This is a genomic window from Tessaracoccus caeni (genome assembly GCF_029211185.1).
Classification (GTDB): Bacteria; Actinomycetota; Actinomycetes; order Propionibacteriales; family Propionibacteriaceae; genus Arachnia; species Arachnia caeni.
In genome coordinates this window covers 53708-78834 of sequence record NZ_JARGDO010000001.1, presented here as the reverse complement: position 1 = coordinate 78834, position 25127 = coordinate 53708, and the positions used below count along the sequence as shown (strand labels likewise).

General features: G+C 69.8%; 17 protein-coding genes. 6 read left to right on the top strand and 11 right to left on the bottom strand.

Annotated features, from left to right (window positions below; all coding sequences use genetic code 11):
- Positions 1–13: 13 nt before the first annotated feature.
- From recD to P0D62_RS00315, 3 genes are read right to left on the bottom strand one after another with little or no spacing between them, the layout of a single operon-like run.
- On the bottom strand, positions 14–1759 hold the full coding sequence (gene recD, locus P0D62_RS00325; protein ID WP_275700623.1) for an exodeoxyribonuclease V subunit alpha: 1746 nt from the start codon (positions 1757–1759) through the stop codon (positions 14–16).
- Positions 1756–4938: a UvrD-helicase domain-containing protein gene (locus P0D62_RS00320; protein ID WP_275700622.1), complete on the bottom strand. Its 3183-nt coding sequence runs from the start codon at positions 4936–4938 to the stop codon at positions 1756–1758. The genes recD and P0D62_RS00320 overlap by 4 nt, the downstream gene beginning before the upstream one ends.
- Positions 4935–7994: an exodeoxyribonuclease V subunit gamma gene (locus tag P0D62_RS00315; protein ID WP_275700621.1), complete on the bottom strand. Its 3060-nt coding sequence runs from the start codon at positions 7992–7994 to the stop codon at positions 4935–4937. Before P0D62_RS00315 ends, P0D62_RS00320 begins: the two co-directional genes overlap by 4 nt.
- Before the next feature lie 122 nt (positions 7995–8116).
- Between P0D62_RS00315 and P0D62_RS00310 the strand changes: the two genes are divergently transcribed.
- Positions 8117–10159: an ATP-dependent DNA helicase UvrD2 gene (locus P0D62_RS00310; RefSeq protein WP_275700620.1), complete on the top strand. Its 2043-nt coding sequence runs from the start codon at positions 8117–8119 to the stop codon at positions 10157–10159.
- Here the strand turns inward: P0D62_RS00310 and P0D62_RS00305 are convergent.
- The 3 genes from P0D62_RS00305 to P0D62_RS00295 form a co-directional block, all read right to left on the bottom strand.
- Entirely contained in the window at positions 10154–10654 is a 501-nt protein-coding gene (locus P0D62_RS00305) for a hypothetical protein (protein WP_275700619.1), read from the bottom strand. The genes P0D62_RS00310 and P0D62_RS00305 overlap by 6 nt on opposite strands.
- A gap of 160 nt (positions 10655–10814) precedes the next feature.
- Positions 10815–10976, bottom strand: coding sequence for a DUF5679 domain-containing protein (locus P0D62_RS00300; RefSeq protein WP_275700618.1), 162 nt, complete (start codon positions 10974–10976; stop codon positions 10815–10817).
- Positions 10977–11175: 199 nt separating this feature from the next.
- A complete protein-coding gene (locus P0D62_RS00295; RefSeq protein WP_275700617.1) occupies positions 11176–12504 on the bottom strand; it encodes a zinc-dependent metalloprotease in 1329 nt (442 codons plus the stop codon).
- Positions 12505–12614: 110 nt separating this feature from the next.
- On the opposite strand from P0D62_RS00295, the gene P0D62_RS00290 reads away from it, so the two are divergent.
- The 3 genes from P0D62_RS00290 to P0D62_RS00280 are packed head-to-tail and all read left to right on the top strand — an operon-like array spanning position 12615 to position 17144.
- Positions 12615–13658, top strand: a complete 1044-nt coding sequence (locus P0D62_RS00290; protein WP_275700616.1) for a YlbL family protein — start codon at positions 12615–12617, stop codon at positions 13656–13658.
- A complete protein-coding gene (locus tag P0D62_RS00285; protein WP_275700615.1) occupies positions 13651–14169 on the top strand; it encodes a PPA1309 family protein in 519 nt (172 codons plus the stop codon). The genes P0D62_RS00290 and P0D62_RS00285 overlap by 8 nt, the downstream gene beginning before the upstream one ends.
- Entirely contained in the window at positions 14166–17144 is a 2979-nt protein-coding gene (locus P0D62_RS00280) for a UPF0182 family membrane protein (protein ID WP_275700614.1), read from the top strand. The genes P0D62_RS00285 and P0D62_RS00280 overlap by 4 nt, the downstream gene beginning before the upstream one ends.
- Positions 17145–17151: 7 nt before the next feature.
- Here the strand turns inward: P0D62_RS00280 and P0D62_RS00275 are convergent, their stop codons facing one another.
- The 3 genes from P0D62_RS00275 to P0D62_RS00265 are packed head-to-tail and all read right to left on the bottom strand — an operon-like array spanning position 17152 to position 21549.
- Positions 17152–18483, bottom strand: coding sequence for a M16 family metallopeptidase (locus tag P0D62_RS00275; RefSeq protein ID WP_275700613.1), 1332 nt, complete (start codon positions 18481–18483; stop codon positions 17152–17154).
- Complete coding sequence (locus tag P0D62_RS00270; protein ID WP_275700612.1) at positions 18480–19769, bottom strand: M16 family metallopeptidase; 1290 nt, start codon at positions 19767–19769, stop codon at positions 18480–18482. The genes P0D62_RS00275 and P0D62_RS00270 overlap by 4 nt, the downstream gene beginning before the upstream one ends.
- A gap of 28 nt (positions 19770–19797) precedes the next feature.
- A complete protein-coding gene (locus P0D62_RS00265; RefSeq protein ID WP_275700611.1) occupies positions 19798–21549 on the bottom strand; it encodes a bifunctional chorismate-binding protein/class IV aminotransferase in 1752 nt (583 codons plus the stop codon).
- On the opposite strand from P0D62_RS00265, the gene P0D62_RS00260 reads away from it, so the two are divergent.
- Positions 21548–22366, top strand: coding sequence for a TrmH family RNA methyltransferase (locus P0D62_RS00260; protein WP_406708200.1), 819 nt, complete (start codon positions 21548–21550; stop codon positions 22364–22366). The genes P0D62_RS00265 and P0D62_RS00260 overlap by 2 nt on opposite strands.
- A 3-nt stretch (positions 22367–22369) precedes the next feature.
- On the opposite strand, the gene def is transcribed toward P0D62_RS00260, so the two are convergent.
- Positions 22370–22975, bottom strand: a complete 606-nt coding sequence (def, locus tag P0D62_RS00255; protein WP_275700609.1) for a peptide deformylase — start codon at positions 22973–22975, stop codon at positions 22370–22372.
- A gap of 126 nt (positions 22976–23101) precedes the next feature.
- On the opposite strand from def, the gene P0D62_RS00250 reads away from it, so the two are divergent.
- A complete protein-coding gene (locus P0D62_RS00250) occupies positions 23102–24004 on the top strand; it encodes a tyrosine recombinase (protein WP_275700608.1) in 903 nt (300 codons plus the stop codon).
- Positions 24005–24108: 104 nt separating this feature from the next.
- Here P0D62_RS00250 and P0D62_RS00245 read toward each other — a convergent pair whose 3' ends face one another.
- On the bottom strand, positions 24109–25017 hold the full coding sequence (locus P0D62_RS00245; protein ID WP_275700607.1) for a peptidoglycan DD-metalloendopeptidase family protein: 909 nt from the start codon (positions 25015–25017) through the stop codon (positions 24109–24111).
- Positions 25018–25127 lie beyond the last annotated feature (110 nt).

The window sequence follows — 25127 nt, the reverse complement described above, 5'->3', positions numbered from 1 at the left end:
GACAAGCGATGACTCAGCGGCTCCCGGCGAGTCCGGATGCCCTGCGAACCGGGGTCGAGACGGCTTGCGCGAAGGCGTCCCAGGAGCCATACAGGCTCACCCGGGTCTGAGCCCGGGTGACCGCGGTGTAGAGCAGCTCGCGGGTGGCCAACGGAGAGCCCAACGGCGGAAGCACCACGGTGACCGCAGCGAACTGGCTGCCCTGCGCCTTGTGGATGGTAATGGCGTGGAGATCGGCCGCATCGTCCAGCAAGGCCGGCGGGAGGCGCAGCATGCCCGCCGCAGCGTCGACCACCGCCTCGAGGCGACCGCTGCCGCGGATCACCACGGCGGTGTCGCCGTTGCTGAGCTGATCCGAGTTCTTGGTGATCAGCAGCGGCTGGCCGACGTAGTGCTCGGCTCCGCCGTAGCCGGGGACGGACGACGCGATGGCCGCGCGTGCCGCTCTGGCCCAGGCGCGCACGCCGAACGGCCCCTCCCGATGCGCGCAGAGGACTCGGTGGCCGTCCAGCGCCGCCAGGGCGCGCGGGCCGTCGCCGGCCTCCGCGGCGCTCGTCACCGTCGTTGCCGTGCGCACGACATCGTCGTGGACGGTACCGACCGTCATGGGCGAGGCCCCGTCGTAGTCGTGGAAGCTCACGTGCTCGGCCGATTCGAAGACGGCCCGGCAGCGCTCGAGGTCGCCGTCGAGGATGGCAGCGGACAGCTCGTTGATCGCCGCGTCGGAGCGCCAGTTGTGGTCGAGGCGGCAGACGCCGTCGGCCGATCCACCGTCGACGAGTTCGGGGCGAGCGACGATGTCGGCCAGCACCGCGCCGGCCTCCACCGAGCGCAGCTGATTGGGGTCGCCGAGCAGTACCAGCCTGGTGCGGTCGGCCACGGCGTCGAGCAACCGGGCCATATACTCCAGCGACACCATCGAGGTCTCGTCCACCACCACCGCGTCGAAGGGGAGCGGGTTGTTCCGGTGATGAGCGGGCACCGGGCGCCGTGGCGCGGCGCCCAACAGCTTGTGCAGCGTGCCGTCCCAGAGGCGCAGCGGGGCGTCGGACGGCAGCTTCTCGGCGACGGCCGCCCGCAGCCGGGCAGCGGCCTTTCCGGTGGGGGCGGCGAGTGCGACGCGCGGCCGCGACCCGTCCGCGGCCAAGGCGATGAGGATGCGCGCGACGGTGGTGGTCTTGCCGGTGCCGGGGCCGCCGGTGATCACGGTGGTGCGGTTGGCCAGCGCCGACGCCACAGCGGCGTCCTGGTGGGCGTCGGGCCGCGCGGCGAGGCGCTCCTGGGCGGCGGTGAGCTGGGCGGCGGTGACCGTCGGAGCAGGCAGCGCGGCCCGGGCGCCCAGCTGGTTTGCCACGGTGCGCTCGTCGACGAAATGGCGCTCCAGGTAGAGCAGGCCGCGGTCGAGTCGGAACGGTCGGCTGGGGCCGTCGGCCTCTGAGACCGCAGCCGACCCCCTTACCGCGGCGAGCCAGGCGTCGGGATCGGGCCAGGCGAGGGCGAGCGGCTCCGTGCCGGAGAGGCCGTCGTCGATGTCGGCCTCTGGGCGAAGCTCGTGCGCGCGTGCCAGGTCGACGCAGACCGAGCCCAGCCGCAGCTCGCGAGCGGTCAGGGCGAAGGCCAACTCGACGTCGGGGTTCCGCTCGCCGAAGGCCTGCGCCATCCGGCGCGCGAGGTGGAAGTCGATGGGGCGCAGCATGCCGGCCTCGGCGAACTCGCGGAGCAGCCCCGTGGCCGCGACCGGCACCTCATGGGTTCTCATGCCTGGCCTCCCAAGAGATCCGAGGTGGCGACCACCAGCTCAGGGCTGGGGTACCACGAGAAGACCCCGCACCGGGCGCCGTCGACGACCGGGGTCTCGGGGCCGGCCATGCCGCGCACGAACAGGTAGCCGACGCCGCCCAGGTGACGGTGCGGGTCATAGCCCGGCAGGCGGAGCCCGAGGTAGCGGTGCAGCGCGGCGCAGTACAGCAGCGCCTGCAGCGGGTAGTGGGCCTGCATCATGGCCTCGGCCATGGCGCGCGACGTGTAGTGCCCGAGCGTCTGGGGTACGTCGGGGGAGGGCGAGAGGTTGTTGGTCTTGTAGTCGACCACGAGGAAGCGGCCCTCCGGGGTGCGCAGCACGGCGTCGATCGACCCCGTGAGGAAGCCGTTCAGCACGCCGTCGGCGGCCTCGGTGGCGGAGAGGCGGCCGGGATAGGCCGCGAGTGGGTCGGTGGCGTCGAGATGCCGCTCCATCAACGTCGCGAGCTGGCCGACCGTGGCGGGGCGGCCCTTGTCGGCCAGCGGCAGATCGAAGTCCAGCTCGGCCAGCCGCGCGGCGGTGCCGAGCCGGCTCAAGGTGGCCTCGGTGAGGGGGCTGAGCGGCGTGCGGCAGAGCGCCTCGAGCGCGTTCGCGAGGATGGCGCAGCGGGGTGCGTCGAGCCCGAACCGGCTGCCCAGCTCGGTGGCGACGCGCGTGGCGTCCTGTGCGAGCGTGGCAGGCGACCAGTCGAGACGCTCGAGGGCGGCGTGCACCAGCGTTCCGAAGGCGGCGCCGGAGGGCAGGCCGGTCATGGGGGAGAGCACCGCTAGCGACGGGTCGACGGGCAGCGCCTCCAAGGACGCCGGCTCGTCGCCCGCCTCGATGGGCGCGTCGTGCAGGGCCTGGGTAAGCCCCGTGTAGGAGGTGCGTCGCCAGGTGGCGTCGACGCGGCGGATGAACGTTCGAGGAGAGGGCGGTTCGGATCCGGAGACGGGCGGTGCCTGCCGGGGCTGCGGTGCGGGGTCGAGCCGTGAGAGCAGCACCCGCTGCCGGTCGAAGGCGATGTTGCCCTTGCCCGGGGCATACCGGGGCCCGAGCTCGGGGGAGGTGGGATCGCGGTAGAGCAGGGCGCTCATGGGGGAGGTGGCGGAGGTGCCGTCGTCGACGTGCCAGGCGATGGCCAGGTGCTTGGCCCTGGTGAGCCCGACATAGAGCAGGCGCAGCTCCTCGTCGCGCAGCTGGCGGGTGAGCTCGGTCTCGACGCGCGAGTTGCGAGTGGGCCGAGGGCCGACGTAGAGCACCCGCCGGTCGCCGTCGATGAGCGGGAACGGACGGTAGGTGATCGTCAAGGTGCGGCTCACCTCGGGCAACAGCACGATGGGGAACTCCAAGCCCTTGGCCGAGTGCATGGTCATCACCCGCACGGCATCGGCGTCGTCCTCGGCCCGGATGGGCTCGTCCGACTCACCAGGTGCGCTGATCTTCCCCTCCAGCCATGCCGTCAGGGCGGTCAGACCGCCGGAGTCCTGGGCCCCGAGAAGCTCGGCGACATGGACCAGGTCGGTGAGACGACGCTCCCCGCCGGCCTCGGCGAGCAACCGGGAGTCGAGCCTGGTGCGCAGCCGAAGGGTGGTGAAGGCTGCGGCGATGCCGCCGTCGGCGAAGTCGCGCGCCAGCTCCCGGATCAGGGCGCTGGCCTCCGCCGATGCTGGGGAGGAGTCGTCGGCGAGAGCGGCGAGGTGAGCTCCGATCAGGGCGGTCAGGGCCGCCTTCCGATTGGCCGCGACGCCAGGCTCGGCCATCGCCCGCAGCAGGGTGAGCCACTCTGCGGCGGCCTCCTGCTGCCAGACGGATCGCTGGCCCATCAGCGTGGCCGGGTGGCCCGTGTCGATCAGTCGTCGGCACAGTTCCTCGGCACGTCGGCCCCTGCGCGTGAGCACGACGATGTCATGCAGGCGCACCGGCCGGCTCCCTTCTTGGGCGTTCGGATCCTCGATCCGTCCCCCCGCCAGAAGGCGCCGCACCTGGCCCACCAGGTCTTCGGCGATCGCGTCGTCGGGGTCGGCCGTCAGCTGATCGGCGGTGGAACCGCGGATCCAGACCCGGGCCTCGGCATCGGGCAGCCGGAGCCGGCTGCCCGGCTGGCGGGTGTGCACCGGCTCCACCACGATCCGGGGATCGCCGAGCCGGAGATTCCCAAACAGCTCCTCGACCCCGTCGATCAGTGCCTGATCGGAGCGATAGTTCCTTGTCAGGCTGAGTTTGTCGGCCTTCGAGGTGGCTTCGAGGTAGCTCAGCACGTCGGCGTTGCGGAAGCCGTAGATGGACTGCTTGGGGTCGCCGACCAGGATGGTGGGCCGATCATCGGCCACGAATGCCGTCTCGATGATCGACCACTGCTGGGGATCGGTGTCCTGGAACTCGTCGACCAGCACCACCGCGTAGCGGTCGCGCAGCACCTGGATGGCCGCGCGGCCGCTGACGGGATCGAGCAGGGCGTCGCGCAGCCTGGTGATCAGGTCGTCATAGGTGACCACGCCCAGCTCCAGCTTGCGCGCGGCGAAGCGGCGCCGGACGGACTCGCCGAAACGGGCCTGGCTGCTGTCCGCCGGGTGAAGCGGGATCTGACGCAGGCACGCCTCGCGCCCGATGTCCATGGCCGTCCTGGCGGGGAGCGGGAGGTGCTCCTGGTCGACGGTGCCCCCGGCGAAGTCCTGCAGATACTGATCGGCGGTGCACTGCTCGATCAGCCGGCGGGCGTCGGGAAGCAGTTGCTCGGACGGATCGTGATCGCCGAGGATGCCGAGCGAGCGCAGCATCGCCTGGCAGAAGGCGTGCGTGGTGACGATGGTGGCTTCGTCGAAACCTTCCACCGCGGCGCGCAGGCGCCGATGCCGGAGCGGGGCATCGGCGGAGCAGAGCTGGCGTGCCACCTCGTCGTCGGGCAGTCGGCCGTCGGCGAGGAAGGCCCCCAGATCGTGCTCGGCCTGGGCGAGCGCGGCGAAGACCCGATCGCGTAGCTCGTTGCTGGCGGCGTTGCCGAAGGTGATCAGCAGCAGGTCGCCGATCTCGTGGCCGTGCTCCGCGACGTAGCGACAGGTGAGCGCGGCGATCGTGTAGGTCTTGCCGGTGCCCGCGCTGGCTTCCAGCACCACCGTGGAACGGGGCAGCGGCGCGGACAGATCGAAGGCTCTCATTCGGAGCCCCCGTTCAGCAGCGGGCGGTAGAGCGCCAGCGCCCACGAAGCGAACCGCGACCGGGCGACCAGCGGGGGCACGTCGTCGCGGAGGAGATGGTGGGGGAACGGCGGGTCGAGCGGGCCGGCGGGGTCGTCGAAGAGCTCGGCGGCGCGATCGCCGAAGAACAGATCCCAGCTCTCGTGCCGGAATCGCCAGGGCGCCCGGAACTCGCTGGAGGGAAGATGCCAGTCGGCGAGCCGGATGCCCTCGCGCGAACCGAGCTCCTGCACCAGGGTCACCGCCGGTTGGAGAGGCACGGCGAGCAACTGCTGGCGGCCGATCCGGTACGCGGCGGCGACCGTGCGCAGGACCGCCAGCGCCTGATCCGCAGACGGTGTGGCGATCCGTCGCGACTCCGGCAGCGGCTGTCCTCGGAACTTGGCGACGCGATGCACGACGGCACCGGCGGGGGTGCCCGTCGCCGAGAGGGCGAGCATGGACAGCCATGGCGCCAGCAGGGTCTTCGGCCCCTGGCTCACGGTGACGGCGACCACATCGCCGCCGCGTACGTGCACGGTGTCGGTGAGCACGATCCCGCCAAGGTCGAGTTCGAGTTGATGCTCCGTCGGCGCGGCCTGCCACTGGCCGGCCGCCTGCCCCCACAGCCCACGGACGAGGTCGAGCGCCTCGTCCACGACGGCCGCCCCCAACGAACCAGGAGGGACGCTCACCTGGCGGCGCGCGTCGGTGCGGGCCACCGCCGGATCGGTTCCGTCCTTGGCCGCGCGCAGCAGGAAGTCTTGGATCTGCCAGGCGTCGAGACCGGCGAGGCTCAGCGGGAGCTCCTCCCTCAGCTCGGGCGGCGGGAAGTAGGTGACGCCCATTCTGGCGCGGAGGAAGGCCTTGGCGGGGTTGTCGAGGAAGGCGACGAGATCGGCGATCGTGACCCGCTCGGCCTGCTCCGGAGAGGGGGGATCGCCGATGGGCAGCGATGCGGCGGCGAGGCGTCGTCGCGCCCAGGGGGCAAGCGCCGCCGTCGGCTCAGCCGCGAGGCGCCGGTCTCGGGCCCGTCTCGCGCAGGCCGCCTCATGAGCGAGCGCGTCGAAACCGGCGCCGTGCCCCGGGCGAGAGGCAGATCCGACCGTCGTCGCGGCATGACGGACGACGAGCGACGGCGTGACGCCGAGCTCGTGCCACAGTCTGCTCACCAGTACCGGCGTCGGAACCCGAGCGTTGGTGCGTTCGGAGAATCCGCGCCGCACCACCAGCAGCCGTTCGGCGGACCGGGCGTGGGCCAGTACGTGATCGAGCCGCCGTCGTCTCAGGTCTGGCATCAGATCTCCGAGGTCGATCGAATCGGCCGTCTCCACCGCGGCGGATTCATCCTCCGGTCCGAGGAGGACGACGACGCGGAAGTCCACGTGCAGCAGCTCACCCAGCCCGACCACCTGGATGGCGCCGTTGCCCGCGGGCGTGCGACGCGCTGGTCCAGGCAGTGCGGCCGACAGCAACCGGGCGAACTCTGCTCGGGTGAGTTGCCTGCCGCCCGGGCCGGAGCGCTCGAGATCGGTCAGCGCCGAGTGGGCCTGGACGAGCTGCCGTGCTTCGGAGGCGGGCAGTCCGGCGAGTTCCTCGAGGGCCGTGCGCAGGCGTCGGACCCACTGGACGACGGTGGCGGGCGTGGTCGACTCCGCGACGAACTTGCGCAGCCGGGAGAGCACTTCGCACAAAGAGCCGACGATCTCGAGGTCTGACGGTGAGACCCCTTGCGCCGCCGGGGCGGCCAGCACGGGCGCGGATCCCCGTGCCAGGGCCAAGCCGGTGAGCAGCGAATCCAGTCCGCTGAGCCAGGTGCCCTGAGGCAGCCCGTCGAGCCCGAAGCGCGCCCGATGAGCCGAATCCAGTCCCCAACGAATGCCCGCCTCAGCGACCAGCTCGGCCACCTCGTCCGCGTGCTCGACGAGACCCCACCGATGTGCGATCGGGGGACTGAGCAGCAAGGCGGTCAGCTCGGGTGCTGAGGCGCGGGACACCGGCAGAGCGACCAGAGCCTCCAGGAGCTCCAGTGCCGGATTGATCCGCCCGCGGAAGGCCTGCGGCTGAAGTCGCAGGGTGCGGCCGGGATGCGAGCCCGGCTCGTCGGTGGCGCCGAACACCGAGTCGAGGGCGGATGCGTAGGCCTCCGGGTGCGGGCAGACGATCAGCACGTCGCGGGGCTCAAGCGACGGGTCGTCGTCGAACAGCTGGGTGAGACGCTCACGCAACACCTCCGCCTGGCGGAGCGGGCCGTGCGACTCGTGCAGTTCCGCCTGCGGCGCGGGCCTGGGATCGCCGCCGAGATGCACCGTCTCCGTGGCCACCTCGCGAGCCCATCGATGGCCCACCGAGTCGTTCAGCTGCCACAGGGGCAGCGGGGTGGCCCGGCCCCGGGCGCTGAGCATCCGAAGATGGAGGGGAGAGACCTCGTCGACGGCGAGGACGCCCAGCGGAGTGGGATCTTGCGCGGCGGCATGCACCAGTGATTCCTGCAGGGCGAGCGGATCCACATGGAGATGCTCGACGGCGAGACGGTACAGGGCAGGCTGCCAGCTCAGATGGGCCGGAATCGCCTTGCCCTGGGGGCCGGCATCGCCGCCACCGAGCCATTCCGTCACGAGGTGCGGGGCGTGGAGCGCATAGCGACGAAACAGCCCCGCGACCCGAGCGGCGATGGTGAGGCTTCGGGTGGGACGATCCTGCGCGAGGTGCGCCGCGAGCAGCGGATTGTGGGCCGCGACCGCGTCGAGCTGGTCCAGCACCGCCACCACCAGCGCCTGGCCCTGCCACGCGCGCCATTGGTCTTCTAGGCCCGCTCCGACGGCGAGATCGCGCACCCAGCGGGCGGGTGAGACGGCCTCGACACCCGCACTGATGCCGTCGAGCCGGGCGAGTTCCTGTCCCAGCAGACGTCCGGCGCCGGCGCCGGAGACGACGATGCGGGCGCTGTCGAACGGATCGGTGAGAGCGTCCCGAAGCCATGCGGACACATGCGCGACGAGGCCCGTCCACCGTGGGGCCGTCACCAACGTCAGCACATCGCCTCCTCATCGTCTGTCGCTTCACACCCTAGTGATCCCCTCCGACAGAAGTGCGAGAGACGACACGAGACGAGCAGAGGCGTGGCCGCGAGATCGGACTGTCGGTGGGGCCCGGCACAATGGGGCGGGTGAGTGGAGAGCAGATTCTCGAGTTCCTCGATCCGGAGCAGCGGCAGGTGGCGACGTCGCTGGACAGTCCCGTCGTGGTGCTGGCCGGCGCCGGCACCGGAAAGACGCGTGCGATCACGCATCGGGTGGCCTACGCGGTGGCTGAGGGGCGCTATCAGGCCTCCGCGGTGCTGGCGGTCACCTTCACCACGCGCGCGGCGGGCGAGATGCGTTCCCGGCTGGCACAGCTGGGGGTGCGCTCGGCTCAGGCGCGCACCATCCACGCCGCGGCGCTGCGGCAGTGCCAGTTCTTCTGGCCCAAGGTCTACGGCGCGCCGTTCCCGCCGCTGGCCGACAACACGTTCTCACTGGTGGCCCGGGCGGCCCATCAAGTCACCGGGGGCTCGGATACTGCGCTGGTGCGCGACCTCGACACCGAGATCGGCTGGGCGAAGACCAGCAACGTTACGCCGTCCCGATACGCCGAGATCGCTACGGGCCGGGTGGTCTCCGGTCTGGAGCCGGCGAGGGTGGGGGCCGTGTTCGCGGCCTACGAGAAGCTCAAGACTGATTCCGGAGTGGTCGACTTCAACGACCTGCTGCTTTGCAACGCCGTTCTGCTCAGCGAGCACCCGGCCGCGGCAGAGGAGATTCGGTCGGCCTACCGCCACTTCGTCGTCGACGAGTACCAGGACGTCTCGGCGCTGCAGCACCGCCTGATCTCGCTCTGGGTCGACGGCCGCGACGATGTCTGCGTGGTGGGCGACCCCAATCAGGCCATCCACTCCTTCGCGGGCGCGGATCCCGGCTTCCTGCTGGGGTTCGCCGACGAGCATCCCGGAGCCAAGACGATTCACCTGGTGCGCAACTACCGCTCCACGCCGCAGATCCTGGGCGTCGGCACCAAGGTGCTGCGCCCGTCGAGGACGGAGACCTTGCGTCCCACCCAAGCGCCTGGGCCCATGCCCATTCTCGACCCATCCACCACTGAACGCTTCGAGGCAGAGGATGTCGCCGAGTGGCTGCGCCAGCGCGCAGCGGCCGGCACCGCGTGGGCCGAGATGGCCGTGCTCTACCGAATAAATGCCCAAGCACCCGCACTCGAAGCGGCGTTGAGCGCGCGTGACGTCCCGTACACGGTGCGCGGCAGCGAGCGCTTCTACGAGCGGGCCGAGGTGCGCCAGGCCGTCACCGGCGTGCAGCGCGCCGCCGAGACCGCCCCCGATCAGCCTGCGCTGGAGGCGCTCGACGGGGTGCTCGCCCAGCTGGGCTGGACCACCGAGCCGCCGTCCGGACAGGGACGGCAGCGGGAGCGCTGGGAGTCGCTCACCGCCTTGCGCGACACCCTGCGCGAAGAAGCCCTCGATAGGGACGACCGGGACGGCTGGAGTCTCGGCGAGGCCGCCGCGTGGTTGGGTGAACGGGCGTCGTGGCAGCACTCGCCCGTCGCGGCGGCGGTCACCCTCAGCACCATGCATGCCGCCAAGGGCCTGGAATGGGACGACGTGGCCATCGTCGGCCTGCGCGAAGGGCTGGTTCCGTTCGTGCTGAGCCAGGAGGAGCCGGCGCTGTCGGAGGAGCGACGGCTGCTCTACGTCGCCATCACCCGGGCGCGCCGCCAACTGCGGCTCAGCTGGGCGTGGCGGTGGCAGGGCGGCCAGTCCAGCCGGTCGCGTTTCCTCGCGGGGATCGGGGGGCCGGCGGCGCCCCGGGACGAGGCGCCCAGGCAGCGCGCGACGTCGCTCAAGTCGCGGCCCTGCAAGGTCTGCGGCGCCCTGCTGCACTCCGCGACCGAGCGAAAGCTGGGCCGGCATGAAGACTGCGAGGTGGCTTACGACGAAGAGCTGCTGGCGTCGCTGAAGGCATGGCGAAAGACGACGGCGGAGGAGGCGAAGGTACCGGCCTTCGTCGTGTTCACCGACGCCACTCTGCAAGCCATCGCCGAGTCCGTTCCGCGGTCGGTGCCGGAGTTGCTGAAGCTGCCGGGGATCGGGAAGGTCAAGGCCGATCGTTACGGCCAGGCCTGTCTCGACGTGGTGCTCTCTCACTCATAGCGGGCCACAGCCAGGGGTGGGGCAGCCCTCCTGCCGGTGCCACGTGGTGGAGGTGAGGCCCGGATCGCCGAGGCTCCACGACCACTGTGCTCCGATCAGCTCGCTGGTGCCGTGCGCCAGATACGCCTGGGCCTGCAGCGAGGCCCAACTGAGGGCCCAGGCGCGCAGCGTCGGACTCTCGGAGCGCGAGAGGGGCTGGCGGCAGCGCTGGCAGCGGGGACACGGTCCGGCGCCGCTGACGACGAACGGCCCCACTTCGGCGTCCGCGTCGCCCCACCAGCAGTGCAGACTCGGGGTACCGTCGGCGAACAGGGCCTCCTCCAGGACGGGATCGTGCCCGGGGCGCCAGAGCAGCAGGGTGAGTGCCCCGCGATTGGGCAGGCCGGCGGCGGACGGGAGATACGGAGCGAGGCGGACGCTCAGACCGGACGAGCGCAGCATGGCGGCGGCGTGCATGGCGCGCTCGCGCGCGCCGACCACCTGAACGTCAACCATGACCATGATCCTGGGGCACAGCCCGCGCCACGCATAGACCTTGAGGCCAACCGGACAACACCAGCGGCATGTCGGGCAACACCGCCGGGCACAGCGCTGGGGCGGGACCGATCGCGATGATCGATCCCGCCCCAGCGGTAGTCGCTTGACTGCGTGTAACTCAGGCCTTGCCGAGAATACGGTTGAGGTTGGTGCCGCACTCGGGGCACTTGCCCTTGGCCATCTTGGTGCCCTTGGCGTTGACAACGACGTTGCCCGAGGCCTGGCGCTTGGCCTTGCACTTCACGCAGTAGAACTCGCCTTCCCACGTCTCTTCTGCCATTGAATCCTCCTAAAGATCTTTGACCGTCTCCCCCGAATGGGGACAGCACACCGTTCACTGTAGCGGGCGGGGGTAGCCACACCAGCTCCTGACACGCAAAGGAGTCCCGTGGTCCGGACCCGCCTTCCCCTGCGGGCCGAACCACGGAACCCACTGCTGGGAAGTAAACCGCGTGCCGCCGCTCGGCGTCAACTCACCTTCACTCGCCCTGGTCGAGCAGCTTGCGGAGTTCGGCGTCGAAGTCGTCCTCCACCGGTGCACCGGCGTCCTCGGAGAGGAACGAGAGGGGGTCGGCCAGATGGGAGGCGCTGGGGATCAGGTCGGGATGCTGCCACACCGCGTCGCGGCCGTCGACGCCCCGGTCGTGCTCGATGGCGGCCCAGAGATTCTCGGCGTCGCGCACCAGCCGGGGACGCAGCGTCAGCCCGATCAGCTCCTGCAGCACCGAGCGCACAGGGCTTCCCGCCGCGCGACGGCGGCGCACCAGCTCTTGGAGCTGGGCGGCGCTGGGCATCCACTTGGCGGTCACCCTGGCCGTGACGTGATCTACCCAGCCCTCGACGAGGGTGAGCAACACCTCGAGGCGCTCCAGGATCTCCATCTGCTCCGGCGTGCTCGCCGGTTTGAAGAAGGACCCTCGGACCTGCTCGCCGACGGCGATGACGTCCTCGATCGACATGGACTCGAACCGGCTGGGATCGAACTGCTCCGTGATCGCCTCGAGGTCGATGGTGATCTCCCGCGCGAAGTGCGCCAGCAGCGCCTGGATCTGCGGGCTCAGCCATCCGACGTGGTTGAACAGCCGCTGCCGCAACGCCTCGCGCACGGTGAGGTAGAGCACGACGTCGGACTCCGACGCGTCGAGATCCTGGGTGAACTGGGCCAGGTTGGAGGGCAGCAGCACCACGTCGGGAGAGGGGAGGATGTTGAAGCCTACCTCCGTGCCCGTCAGAGTGTCGCAGGCCACGCGGGAAAGCTCGCGCTTCAGCCGATCGCGGTACATCAGCGATGCCGACTGCCTCATCAAGGGGGCGAGCATCGCTCCCATCGGATCCTGCGGATCGAGTCCGGGGCTCGCCTCGCGTTCCAGTGCATCGCCGAGGCCTTCGATGATCGGCTCCACGATGCGCCGCCAGGACGGGCTGGACTCGTCGAGCCACTCGGTGCGGGTCACCGCGCGCGCAACCCGATAGGTGGGCGGCATGGTGGTGTGCTCGTCGAGCCACGACTGAGCCAGCCGCTCCGCGTCGACGAGAACGTCGCGCTCCTGTTTGGTGAGGGCCGGGTCGGGAGCCTGCTCGGAGGTGAGCTGCTTGGCAGCGGTGATGGTGGTGAGCCAGGCGGCGTCGGGGTCGCGATCGGCGTTGGTCATGCCGAAGACGCCCATGCCCGGACCCGCCATCTTGCCGAACTGGGCCATCAGGTCCGGCAGGTTCAAATCTCCTCCGACGGTGAAACCCATCTGCTCGAGCATCCGTCGCAGTTGCTCGAAGTCGAAGGGACCTTGGGGGGTGTTCTCGGAACTCATCAGCTACCTCCTTGTCCCATTCAACCGTACGGAGCAAGCGAGGTGCGCGTCGCCCTCCTTGGCGCTCTTGATACGGTGGTTCACGCACACCGAAGGCGAAGGGAGGGCGGATGACGCGCAACGCGGTGGCCATCGTCTCCTCGATCCTCTTCGTGGTGCTCGCGTTGTTCCTCGTGATCCTTCCCGTGCCCTATGTCACCTGGCGCCCAGGCCAGACGTTGGACGTGCTGGGAACCCACGATCAGCGCCCCGTCATCACGGTCTCGGGCCTGCCCGTCTACGAGACTTCGGGCGAATTGCGGCTGACCACGGTGTCGACGTCGAAGAGCGATACCAGCGTCAGCCTGCCCGAGGCCGTGTTCGCCTACTTCGCGGAGGGATCCGACGCGATGCCGCGGGAGGCCGTCTACCAGCCGGGTCAGTCGCCGGAAGAGGTGCGCCAGCAGTCGATGCAGCAGATGCAGGAGTCGCGCGACAACGCCATGGTCGCCGCCCTGCGGGCCGCCGGCGTCGCCGTGACGGAGGTGCCGATGGTGACGGGCGTCGTGTCGTCGGGCCCGGCGGCGGGCATGCTCGAGCCAGGCGACCTGATCATCTCCGTCAACGGCAAGGAGGTGTCGTCGACGGCCGACGTCACCGACCAGATCGCCGTCCTCAAGGTGGGGGAGCCTGCGGCCTTCGAGGTGCGCCGCGACGGCAAGCAGACCCAGGTGGCGTTGACCACCGTCGCCAGCACCCAGGGAGAGCACCGCGCCGTGGTGGGAATCAGCGTCGGCACCGGGTATCGTTACCAGCCGACGCTCGAGTACAGCCTCGACCCGGAGATCGTGGGCCCCAGCGCCGGCCTGATCTTCGCGCTCGGCATCTACGACACCATCACCGAGGGACCGCTCACCGGCGGCTCGGTGGTCGCGGGGACGGGCACCATCGATCCGACGGGGAAGGTGGGCTCGATCGGAGGCATCCGGCAGAAGATCGCCGCTGCCGACAAGGCCGGCGTCGATACCTTCCTCGTCCCCGCAAATAACTGTGACGACGTCATCGGCGTCGAATCCGGAGCGCGGCTCGTCAAGGTCGCCACCTTGAACGACGCCATCGCGGCGCTCCAGTTGATCAACGAAGGAAATGTCTCGGAGGTGCCCGTCTGTGGCTGATGCAACCCGACTGATCGCTTGTCTGGCTGATGTCGAGCGGCATGTGTCGTCGGCCGGCTGGGACCAGCCCGCCCGGCTGTTCGCCCTGGTGAGCACCGCTCAACTGCTCGCGCTCGAGCCTCAGCTCCGTGGGCGCGTCCCGGAGGCCAACGACGATGCGCTGACCGCCATCGAGCAGGACGACTTCCACGCCACCGACAACGTCTTCGAGCGGCTGAGCGGCATCTACTGGCCGGACACCGTCGAGGGTGTCGCGCTGGCCATGGAGCGCAGCTTCCTGCCGCCCCAGTTCGAGGGTGACCTGCCTGAGGACGGTGACGCGGCGGAGCGTTTCGTCAGCTCGCACCCGGAGAAGCAGGACGTGCGAGTGGTGGTGGGCGTTCTGCGGGACGGCTCGCGACACGGTCTCGCGCGCCTGATCAGCAACCCCGAAGATCTACTCGGCAGCGAGGACCTGGTTCCCGGTCTTGCCGAGGCGCTGTTGGCAACCTTGGAAGGTGAGAGTTCGTGAGTATCCGGAGCAATGTCGCTGACGCCCGAGGACGCGGCAGGCCCAGCCCCTTGCTGATCACCGTGGCGGTGGTGGGCGCCCTCGTCGCGCTGCTGCTGCTGACGGCCCAGCTGGTCACCGAATACCTGTGGTTCGAGAACCTCAGCATGCAGACCGTCTTTACCACCCAGTGGGTGGCGAAGCTGGTGCTGTTCTTCGCCTTCGGGATCCTGCTCGGCGGCATGGTGTTCGCCAGCATGGCGATCGCCTACCGGCTGCGCCCCAAGGTGCGGCGGGCAAACCTCGACGCCGATCTGCTCGTGCAGCTGCGTGACGTCCTGGATCGTCGTTCCGCGATGCTGATGCTGGTGCCGGCGGTGATCATCGGCCTGATGGGCGGCGGTGCCGCCGCGTCCTCCAGCGAGGTGTTCCTCGCCTGGTGGAAGGGCTCCTCCTTCGGTGTCACCGACGCCCACTTCGGCCTCGACGTCTCGTTCTTCGTCTTCACCCTTCCGGCGCTGCAGTTCCTGGTGAGCTTCGTGTTGTTCGCGCTGGTGCTGAGCGCGATCGCGGCGCTCTCCGTGCACTTCATGACGGGCTCGCTGACCACCCAGGCGGTCAGAGGTCTCGGCAACGTGCCCAGCAAGTCCACCCTCACCGCGCAGCGTCACATCTCGATCATGCTGGGCCTCGGCCTGGTGGTGTTCGCCGTCAACTCCTACCTGACGCGCTTCCTGTACTCGGTCACCACCAACCAGCTGCTCACCGGCATCACCTACACCGACTCGGCCGCCCGGGTGCCCGCCCAGACGATCCTCGCGGCGGTGGCCCTGCTGTGCGCCGCGCTGTGCTTCTACAACGCCTACAAGGTGCGCTGGAGCATTCCCGCGGTGTCGCTGGCGCTGATGGTGGTCACCGGCATCATCCTCACCATGGTCTACCCGTGGTTCATCCAGAACTTCCAGGTGGAGCCCAACAAGCCCGAGCGCGAGCGTCCGTTCATCGCCGCCAACCTCGAAGCCACGCAGAAGGCCTACGGCATCGACAACATCGACATCGATGACTACGAGGCCGTCACCTCCGTCAGCGCGGGGCAGCTGCGCTCCGACGCGGAGGCGCTGCCGGCCATCCGCCTGATGGACCCCTCCGTCATGCCGCCCACCTTCGAGCAGCTGCAGCAGGTGCGCGGGTACTACCGCTTCCCGAAGACGCTCGACGTCGACCGCTACGAGATCGACGGCCGCAGCGTCGACATGGTGGTGGCGGTGCGCGAACTCGACCTGGCCTCGGTGGAGTCCGGCGAGCTGTGGAATAACATGCGCACCGTCTACACCCACGGCCATGGCATCGTCGCCGCCTACGGCAACCAGCGCCAGGTCAACGGCGAGCCTGTCTTCGCCTCCGGTGGCATTCCGACGGTGGGCCTCCTCGACGAGCACCAGTCGCGGATCTACTTCGGTGAGCGCAGCACGCACTGGGTGGTCGCCGGCGCGCCCGAGGGATCGACTCCTGTCGAGCTGGACACCCCGTCGGGCGGCGAGGCTCGCACCGAGTCGCGCAACACCTACGACGGTGAGGGCGGCGTCGCCATCGGCAACCCGTTCATGCGTGCCCTGTTCGCGCTGCGCTTCGGCGACATCAACCTGATGCTGTCGGATCGCGTCAACGAGGAGTCCCAGCTGCTGTTCAACCGGGTTCCGATGGAGCGCGTGCAGGAGGTGGCCCCCTGGCTGACCCTGGACTCCGATCCGTACCCGAGCGTCGTCAACGGCAAGATCGTGTGGATCATCGACGGCTACACCACCACCAACAGCTACCCCAACTCGTGGCGTTCGGATTGGGAGAACTCGATCTCCGACTCGCGCACCCAGTCGGCTCAGCAGCTGACGATGGCGCAAAAGGTCAACTACGTGCGCAACTCGGTCAAGGCCACCGTCGACGCCTACGACGGCACCGTGACCCTGTACGAGTGGGACGAAGAGGATCCGATCCTGCAGACCTGGTCCAAGGTCTTCCCCGGCGTGATCACGCCCAAGGAGAAGATCTCACCGGAACTGCTCGAGCACCTCCGCTACCCGCAGGACATGTTCAAGCTCCAGCGCCAGATCCTGAGCCGCTACCACACCAAGAACACCGACACCTGGCTGCAGGAGTCGGACGTCTGGGCGATCCCCAACGATCCGGTGCGCGGCGGGACGCAGGACGCGGTCAAGCAGCCGCCCTACTTCCTGACCATCCGCTGGCCGGGCGACGACGAGCCGCACTACGCCAACACCACGGTGTTCGTTCCACGCGAGCGCGAGAACCTGTCGGTGTTCATGGCGGCCAACGCCGATGCCACCAGCGAGAACTACGGTCAGTTGCGGGCACTCAAGCTCTCCGACACCCATCAGATCTCCGGACCCGGCCAGACCTTCAACGCGATCTCCACCAACGAGCAGGTGGCCGATCGATTGCTGCCGTTCACCCGTCAGGGATCGACGGCCAGCGCGATCTACGGCAACCTGCTGACGCTGCCGGTCGGCGGCGGTCTGCTCTACGTGCAGCCCATCTACACGCAGACCACCTCCACCACCGGCGGCTACCCGGCTCTGCGCTTCGTCGTGGTGCGCTTCGGCGAGCACGTCGGCATCGGTGAGACGCTGCAGGCCGCGCTCGACCAGGTGTTCAAGGGCGATGCCGGCGCCGACACGGGTGAGGGTTCGCAGGAAGAGGTTCCCGGCCTCGAGCCCGATTCGGGCACGGAGCAGCCCGCGCTCGAGACCAGCGTCAGGGTGCGCAATCACCTGGACAGCGCGGAGAAGCTCTTCGCTGAGGCCGACGCGGCGCTCCGCGAGGGCAAGCTGGCCGACTACCAGGCGAAGAACGACGCGGCGAAGGTGCAGATCGAGAGCGCCATCAAGCTGCTCGACGAGGAGACCGGTGTCGCGGAGACCGAGGATCCCTCGGCCAGCGAGCAGCCGTCCGGCGAGGAGACCCCGGAGGAGGAGCGCTAGGTCTCACTTAGCTCGCCGGATCGATCACCTCTGGCGCCAGGCCGGCGGCCTCCAACTCCGGGAGGAACCGCTCGGCCTGGCCCGTGATCGAGATCACCAGGTTCTCCGGTGTCACGAGCTCCTGGAAGACCTGGGTGGCCTCGTCCGGTTCGACGGTGGCGAGGGCCGCGAAGTGCTGCTTCAGAAAGGTGGTGTCCAGGCCTGCCGCGCGCAACTCCGCCACTTGGTCGACGATGTCCGCCGACGTCTCCGTGGCCAGCGGAGCGATGCCGATGAGGAAGCGTTTGGCGTCCTCGATTTCCGCGGCACCGAAGGGTTCACCGAGCCGGAGCCGGTCGAGGATACGCAGCACCGCGTCGATGGTCACCTCGCTGCGGGTGCTGCCGCCGACGGTGAACAGGCTGTGGGTGGGCCCGGCGCCGAAGCCGCCATGGATGCCGTAGGTGTAGCCGAGGCGCTCGCGCAGCTCGAGGTTCAGCCTGCTGGCGAAAGCGCCCGCCATCGCGTGCCCACCCAGGCGTGCGGCCGCCCAACGAGGATCGGTTCGGGGGACGCTGCGCAGGCCCACCAGGATGGTCGACTGCACCGCGTCGGGACGATCCACCAGCACGGTGCCCGTGCCGTGAGGCGGGAGGTCGTCGGCCGGTGGTGCGAGCGTGGGTTGTGAGTTCTGCCATGCGCCGAGCGCATCGAACGCCTCGGTGGGCACCCGGGAGAGGTCGCCGGCCACGATGACGGTGGCGTGCGCGGGGCCGAAACCTCGACGATGCCACTCCCGGACATCGTCGGGGCAGATGGCGCCCAGCGTCGTAGGTACGCCTCCAGCCGGCCTGCCCAGCCGGGCGTCGTCGCCGTAGAGGCGCCGGTTGAATGCCAACCGATTGGCGCTGCCGGGGGAGGCCAACGCCGTATCGTGCCGGGCGATGCGGGTCTCGATGTGGTGAGCGATGTCCTGGTCGGCGTAGGCGGGCTCGCGCAGCACCTCCGTGAACAGCTCCAGGACGGGGCCGAGCCGACGCGCCGGCGCCTGGCCTCCTAGACGGGTGTGATGTTGCTTCGCCCAGCCGTGCAGCGAGGCCCCTTCAGCCTCGAGCAGCTCGGCGATCCTCCCGTCGGGGTGGGGGACGGTGCCCTCGTCGATGGAATTGAGTGCGATCGTGCCTACTCCCTCCAGCGCCCGGGGCTCGCTGGACAGCGGCAGGGGAAGCAGCAGGTCGAAGGTGGCGACGTGCTGGCCCGGCAGGTCGAACAGCCACACGGTGAGGCCGTTCGGGAGAACGCGAACCTCCGGAGACGGGTAGATCCAGGGGCGCGGCGCGGGGACGACGGGGCGGCTCATCGATCTTCTCCGCTCAGGTAGTGCAGCTGGTGGGCGGCAGCGGGGGTGAGGTGATCGGCGACGACCCGGGCGAGGTCGGCCGGGGTGAGTGACATCACGTGCGTGAGATGCGTGTTGATCGAGGCCGGATCTCCGTAGGTCAGCCAGTGCTCGTTGATCAGGTCGGCACGCCCGGCGGTGGTGGCCAGTTCCCAGAGCCAGTCGCGTTCGTATTGGGCCTGCGCTCGCTGCAGTTCCTCCTCGGTGGGGCCCGACTCCGCGAACGCGGCGATCTCGGTGAGGAGGCGTTCGGAGAGCTCGGCGACGCTGGTCTGCTCAGACGGCCGAGCCGAAGCGGCCACGACGGACTCGGCCCTCAGATGCGGCAGTGTGGAGAGGTGGAGTTCGGTGGCGATGCCGGCCTCCTTGACCAGGGCGCGGTGCAGTCGCGAGGCATGTCCGTCGGCGAGCACCGAGGCGGCCAGGTCGAGCGGCGCGTGGTCCGGATGGGTCGCCGGCGGGACCGTCCAGGAGAGGTAGCTCAGCGAGTGGGGGACGGGGCGCGTCACAGACGTCACCTGGGGAGCGAACAACTGGTGGCGCTCGCCCACCGCGGGGCGCGCCGGCGCGGGCAGGGTGGGCAGCAGCCCGAAACGGTTCTCGACGAGGTCCAGGGCCTCGTCGGGAGGCACCGGTCCGCACAGCACCAGGCGGGCGTTGCTGGGCCGGTACCAGCGCGCGAAGAAGGTGGCCACATCGTCGAGGGCGGCGTCGTCCAGATGCTCCATCGAACCGATCGGCAGGTGGCCGTAGGGGTGTCCGGCGGGAAAGTGCTGCGCGATGAGCAATTCCAGCAGGTCGCCGTAGGGCTGGTTGTCGTAGCGCTGCCGGCGCTCTTCCTTGACCACGTCGCGCTGCGCCTCGAAGTTGTCGGCGGTGATCGCCAGCGACGCCAGCCGGTCGGCCTCCAGCCACAGCACCAGATCCAGCGCGCCGGGCGGAACGGCCTGGAAGTAGTTGGTGCGATCGCTGGAGGTGGTGGCGTTGACGGTGCCGCCCAGCGCCTCGATCAGCGCCATGTGCTCGCCGGACGCCACCTGAGCGGAGCCCTGGAACATCAGATGCTCGAAGAGGTGGGCGAACCCCGTGCGGTGGGGTTCCTCGTCGGCCGACCCCACCTCGTAGTAAAGGTTGACGGCCTCGCCGGGAGCGCCGGGATCGTGCTGGACCACAACCTCCAACCCGTTGCTCAGCCGGGCGCGGGTCAGCTCGTAGTGCAACTCTTCGACGGGTGGCTCAAGCGGCATGCGGGCTAGTCTCACGCACATGGCCCGGTTACACAACCAGCCGCGCCCACATCGCGCCCCGCAGGGCATTGGCGACGACGAGGCCGTCGGCGGATCGCAGCTCGTCGATCGTCACATCGCCCTCGGTCGCCGGGCGTCCGAAGAGGGAGCCGTGCTCCAGGATCTCGGCTCGCGCCACCCCGTCCAGCACGCCGCGTGCCAGGGGAGGGGTGCGCCAGACGCCGTCGATGAGGACGAAGACACTGCTTCGACCGCCTTCGAGCAGATAGCCGTCGGCGTCGGTGCCGAGGGCGTCGAAGGCCCCGGCGGCGTCCGCGTCGCGCCAGGCCTGGTCCAAGGCCGCGCGGCGGGTGGTCTTGTGGCGCGAGAGCGCGTCGGGCCGCCAGGGCTGGGGGGCGAGCGTGATGAGGATCGGGTTGCCCGATGACGGAACCATGGGCGCGTGCGCGATGCTCGCACGGCCGTCGGGTGCCACCTCCACCCGTGCGCGATGCGTCCCCTTGCTGGGCACCGTGGCCAGGGCGTCGGTCAGCAGGGCGCTCGCGTCCAGTTCCGGAAAGCCCAGCGCGGCGGCGGAGGCGCGGAGCCGTGAGGTGTGCCCGGCCAGTCTCGGGGCGCGGCCGTCGTCGACGAGGATGGTCTCGATCAGGGAGAACTGCGGAGCAAGCCCGGTGAGGAAGGAGCCCTTGGCGAGGCACTCGCGGTACTCCGCGGTCGGATCGCTGCCGATCGTGATGCCGGCTCCCACGCCCAGCCGCAGCGCGTCGTCGTCGATCTCGACGGTGCGGATCGCCACATTGAGGCTGCTCTTCCATCCCAGCGGTCCTTCGGCAGGCTCGAGAAGGCCCATGCTTCCGGTGTAGCCGCCACGTGGTGTGTCCTCCAGCGCTCGGATCACCGCCATGCTCGACGACTTCGGCGCGCCCGTGATCGAGCCGCACGGGAATGCCGCCCGCATCAGGGCTCCCGGCAGGGTGCCGGGTGTAGCGAGGGCCTCGACGGTGCTGGTCATCTGCCAGAGGTCGCCCACCCGGGACACATCGAACAGCGAGGTGACGGCCACGCTGCCCGGCTGGGCGACCTGCCCGAGGTCGTTGCGCAGGAGGTCGACGATCATCACGTTCTCGGCGCGGTTCTTCGGGTCGGCCGCGAGCGTCGTGGGGTCGTCGATCTCGTCTGCACGCGCCGTGCCCTTCATCGGGGTGCATCGCACGGTGCCGTCGGAATCGACCTGGAGGAAGAGTTCGGGGGAGAGTCCGAGCGTCCACGACGGAGCGGGCGACGGCAGGTGCGCCAGGACCGCGTACTCGGTGGGCTGCCGATCGCGCAGGCGTCGATAGAGGTCGATCGGGTGCCCGTACCGGTCGGCGCGGATCGGGAAGGTCAGGTTGACCTGATAGGTGTCGCCGCGCCGGATGGCCTGGTGCACGGCCGCCACCCGATCCGTGAAGACGTCCTCGTTCCACGCCGGCTCGGGGGAGACCACACCCGCCGGCTCGTTCGGCGCCGTGTCTGCGAGCCAGCTGCCGGCGTCGATTTCGCGCCGCTCGGCGAAACGAAACACGGCGCCGACTCCGGTGTCCCGGAGACGCAGGTGGGCCTCGCCGAGGTCGTAGGGCAGCCAGACGAAGCAGTGCAGGCCCCGCTGCCAGCCGTTGACGAGGGCCGCGTCGAGGCTGTTCAGATCCACCTCGACGATGTCGGTCAGGTCCGTGAGCAGGGTTCCGCGTCCGGAGAAGGCGTCGTCGAGCAGCACGAAGGGAACCTCACCGCGAGCCATGGTGAGCAGGCTATCGTCTCGGGGTGTGGAGATAGAGATCCAGACCCCGGACGATCCGCGCCTCAGGGACTTCGTGGCGCTGCGCGACTCGCAGCTGCGTACCAGTCTCGAGACGGCGGAAGGGATCTTCATCGCCGAGGGCGACAAGATCATCCGGCGCGCCGCCGAGGGCGGATGCCGCCCGCGAGCCTTCCTGCTGCAGGAGCGCTGGCTTGCGGGGCTCGCCGACGTGCTGGCCGAATGGCCCGACGTGCCGTGTTACGTCGCGCCGGGGGCTCTGATTGAGCGGGTCAGCGGCTTTCACGTGCACCGGGGCGCGCTGGCCTCGTTCGAGCGCCCGGCGCCGACCGACTGGAACACCCTGCTGGCCGCCGACCGACTGCTGGTGTGTGAGGATCTGGTCGACCATGCCAACCTCGGCGGCATCATGCGCATCGCCGCCGGGCTCGGCTGGGGAGGCGTGGTGCTCTCGCCGGGCGCCGCCGATCCGTTGTACCGGCGCGCGATCAAGGCGTCGATGGGAGCCTCACTGGCGGTGCCCTGGCGACGCATGACCAGCGACGACGACCTGCGCCTGCTGAAGGAGGCGGGGTTCCGGCTGGTGGCGGCGACGCTGCGTCCGGGTGCCGTCAGCCTGGACGCCTATCGGCCCGAGGGCAAGGTGGCGGTGCTGCTCGGCACCGAGGGGCACGGGCTCAGCGATGCCTGGAGCGGCGCGGCCGACGACGCGGTCACCATCCCGATGACGGACCGGGTGGACTCGCTCAACGTGGCGACCGCCGCAGCGATCCTCGCCTACGCGCTGCGCCCCTCGTGAAAGTCAGGCGACCGGCTTGGCGACGGTCTTCGGACTGACGGGCCAGTCGTCGGGATAGCGGAAGGCGAGCTCGGCGACCTGCTTGTCGAGCTGACGGCGGGAGCGCTTCGAGAGCCGGTCCCCGAACACGGTTCCGTTCAGGTGATCGGTCTCGTGCTGCAGGCAGCGGGCGAGGTAGCCGGTGCCGATCTTCTCCTGCGGGTTGCCGTAGGCGTCCTGGCCGACGCAGGTTGCGACGTCGGCGCGGGCGAGCGTGGCGTATCCACCGGGATGGGACAGGCATCCCTCGTCGGCGGCCTCAAGGTTGCGTTCGTTGCCCTCCGGCAGGATCACCTCTGGGTTGACGAACACGCCACGATGCGTGACGTGGTCGGCGTCGGGGCACTCGTAGACGAACACCGCCAGGTCGACGCCCACCTGGGTGGCCGCCAGGCCGACGCCCTCGGCGGCGTGCATGGTGGCCCACATGTCGCGGATGAGCTGATGCAGTTCCTCGCCGAACTCCGTGACGCGCCTCGTCTGGGCATGCATGACGGGAGTTCCCCAACGGGTGATCGGTAGCACCTTGCCGCCTGTCGTCAGATCGCCCAACGCGTTCTCGTCGCTCATCGTCTCCCCGTTTCCGTGTCTTTGCCGTGCGTCGAGCACCAAGTATGCCGAATCCCGCCGTCGCGGTGTGGGCGAGCCCGGCAGGTCGTCTTGGTATCCGTCTGGACCACGGGTCAGACTGAGCCCATGGGACAGCAGCGGCGAGCGTGGGAGGCATTGATCGACGACTACGCGCGCCATCTGTCCGCCGAGCGCGGGCTGTCTCCGCACACCGTGCGCGGGTACCGCTCTGATCTGCGCGACCTGGCCTCGTGCTGCCAGGAAGGCCCCGGCTCTGTCACGCTCGCGATGCTACGACGGTGGCTCGCTGATCTGGTCGAGGGCGGCGCCTCCTCGGCGACGATTCGGCGCAAGGTGTCGTGTGTTCGGGGGTTTTTCGGCTGGGCCGTGCGCCAAGGGCATGTCACGGAGGATCCGGCGGTGAGGCTCAAGTCGCCGAAACGGGGCCGGACGCTGCCGGCCGTGCCGACTCCGGCGGTGGTGGATCACGCGCTGGCGGCGGCCGAGGCCGCGGTGGCGGAGCAGGGGGAGCCCCAGCAGCTCCGAGACCTGGCGCTGCTGGAACTGCTCTATGCCAGCGGGCTGCGTGTGTCCGAACTCTGCGACTTGAGGCTGGATCAGCTGGATCTGGACGCCAGGGTCGTGCGCCCAGTGGGCAAGGGCAGCAAGCAGCGCACCGTGCCCTTCGGGGTGCCGGCTGCCGATGCGCTGCGAGCCTGGCTGGTGGTGAGGTCACGTCTGGCCGGCCCTCAGAGCCCGGAGCTGGTGTTCCTGGGCGCCCGCGGAGGGGCGCTTGATCCCCGGGTCGCGCGGCGGGTGGTGAACCAGGCGACGGCGGCGGAGGGTCGTCAGGTGAGCCCGCACGCCCTGCGCCATGCGATGGCGACCCAGTTGTTGGATGGTGGAGCCGACCTGCGCAGCGTGCAGGAGATGCTGGGACACGCCAGCGTCGCGACCACCCAGATCTACACCCACGTCACCTCCGAGCGTCTCCGCGAGGCCTACAAGACCGCCCACCCCCGGGCGTGATTCCGACTGAGACTCTCGCCATCCGTGATCTCTCGCCCCAGATGTGGGAGGCGTGAGACTCGTCCACATGGTGTGTGCCGCAGGCGTCTCATCGACCCGCGCTCCTATCCCTCCAACAGCGACTCCGGATCGATCAGGCTGCCGTCGCGCCAGGCCATCCAGTGCAAGTGACAGCCGGTGGAGTAGCCCGTGGTGCCCACCACACCCACCTGAGATCCGGCCGCCAGTTCCTGGCCGATGCTGACGCCCACGTCGGGGAGGTGCGCGTAGGCCGTGCGGAGCCCGTCGCCGTGATCGACGATCACCCGGTACCCATAGCCACCGTCCCATCCGGCCGAGCTCACGGTGCCGGCCCAGGGGAGCGAGATGGTCGTGCCGCAGGGCGCGGCGAAGTCGAGCCCGTCGTGCAGCTTGTAGACGCCCGTGACCGGGTGGACGCGCATGCCGTAGCGCGACGTGATCCTGCCGCTCACGGGCGCGTCTCCGGTGGCCGCCGTTGGTGCGAGAGCAGGAGGGAGGGGAACCTTGATCTCGGGTTGGGAGCCGGCAGGCAGCAGCCGGATCACGCGGGCCTCGGTGTAGTGCAGGGGGTTGAAGTAGTCCTCGCCGTCGGTGAGCCCCCAGTGCAGACAGGCTTGCGGCGTGCAGTGTCCCGCCGCGAGCGTGCCGATCACGTCCCCCGCCGAGACGATGTCGCCCTTGCCGACGCTGGGCGAGACCGGGGTGTAGGTGGTGCGGAGTCCGTTGCCGTGGTCGACCGACACCGATGGAGTGCCCGCCACCTTCCCGGCGAAGAAGATCGTTCCCGGTGCGGCCGCGCGCACCTCGTCACCCTCTCTGCCCTCCAGATCGACCCCCCGGTGCCCGGCAGAGTAGCGCGTAGGCCCAGGATCGAACGGGCGCACGGCCTGGCCGGGAACGGGCAATTCCAGTTTCAGTCCGTCATCGGCCCATGCGGTGGGCGCGGCCCACAGCAGAGCGACCGAGACGAGCGCAGCTATCAGTCGTCGCATGTCCCATGATTGGTTTCGGCGCCCCAGATTTCCCATCGGGTTCCCACCTGTGGAAACCTCGCTTCGAGATGCTCGCTCGAAGCCGTTTTGATGGTGTGACGGCTGGGGCA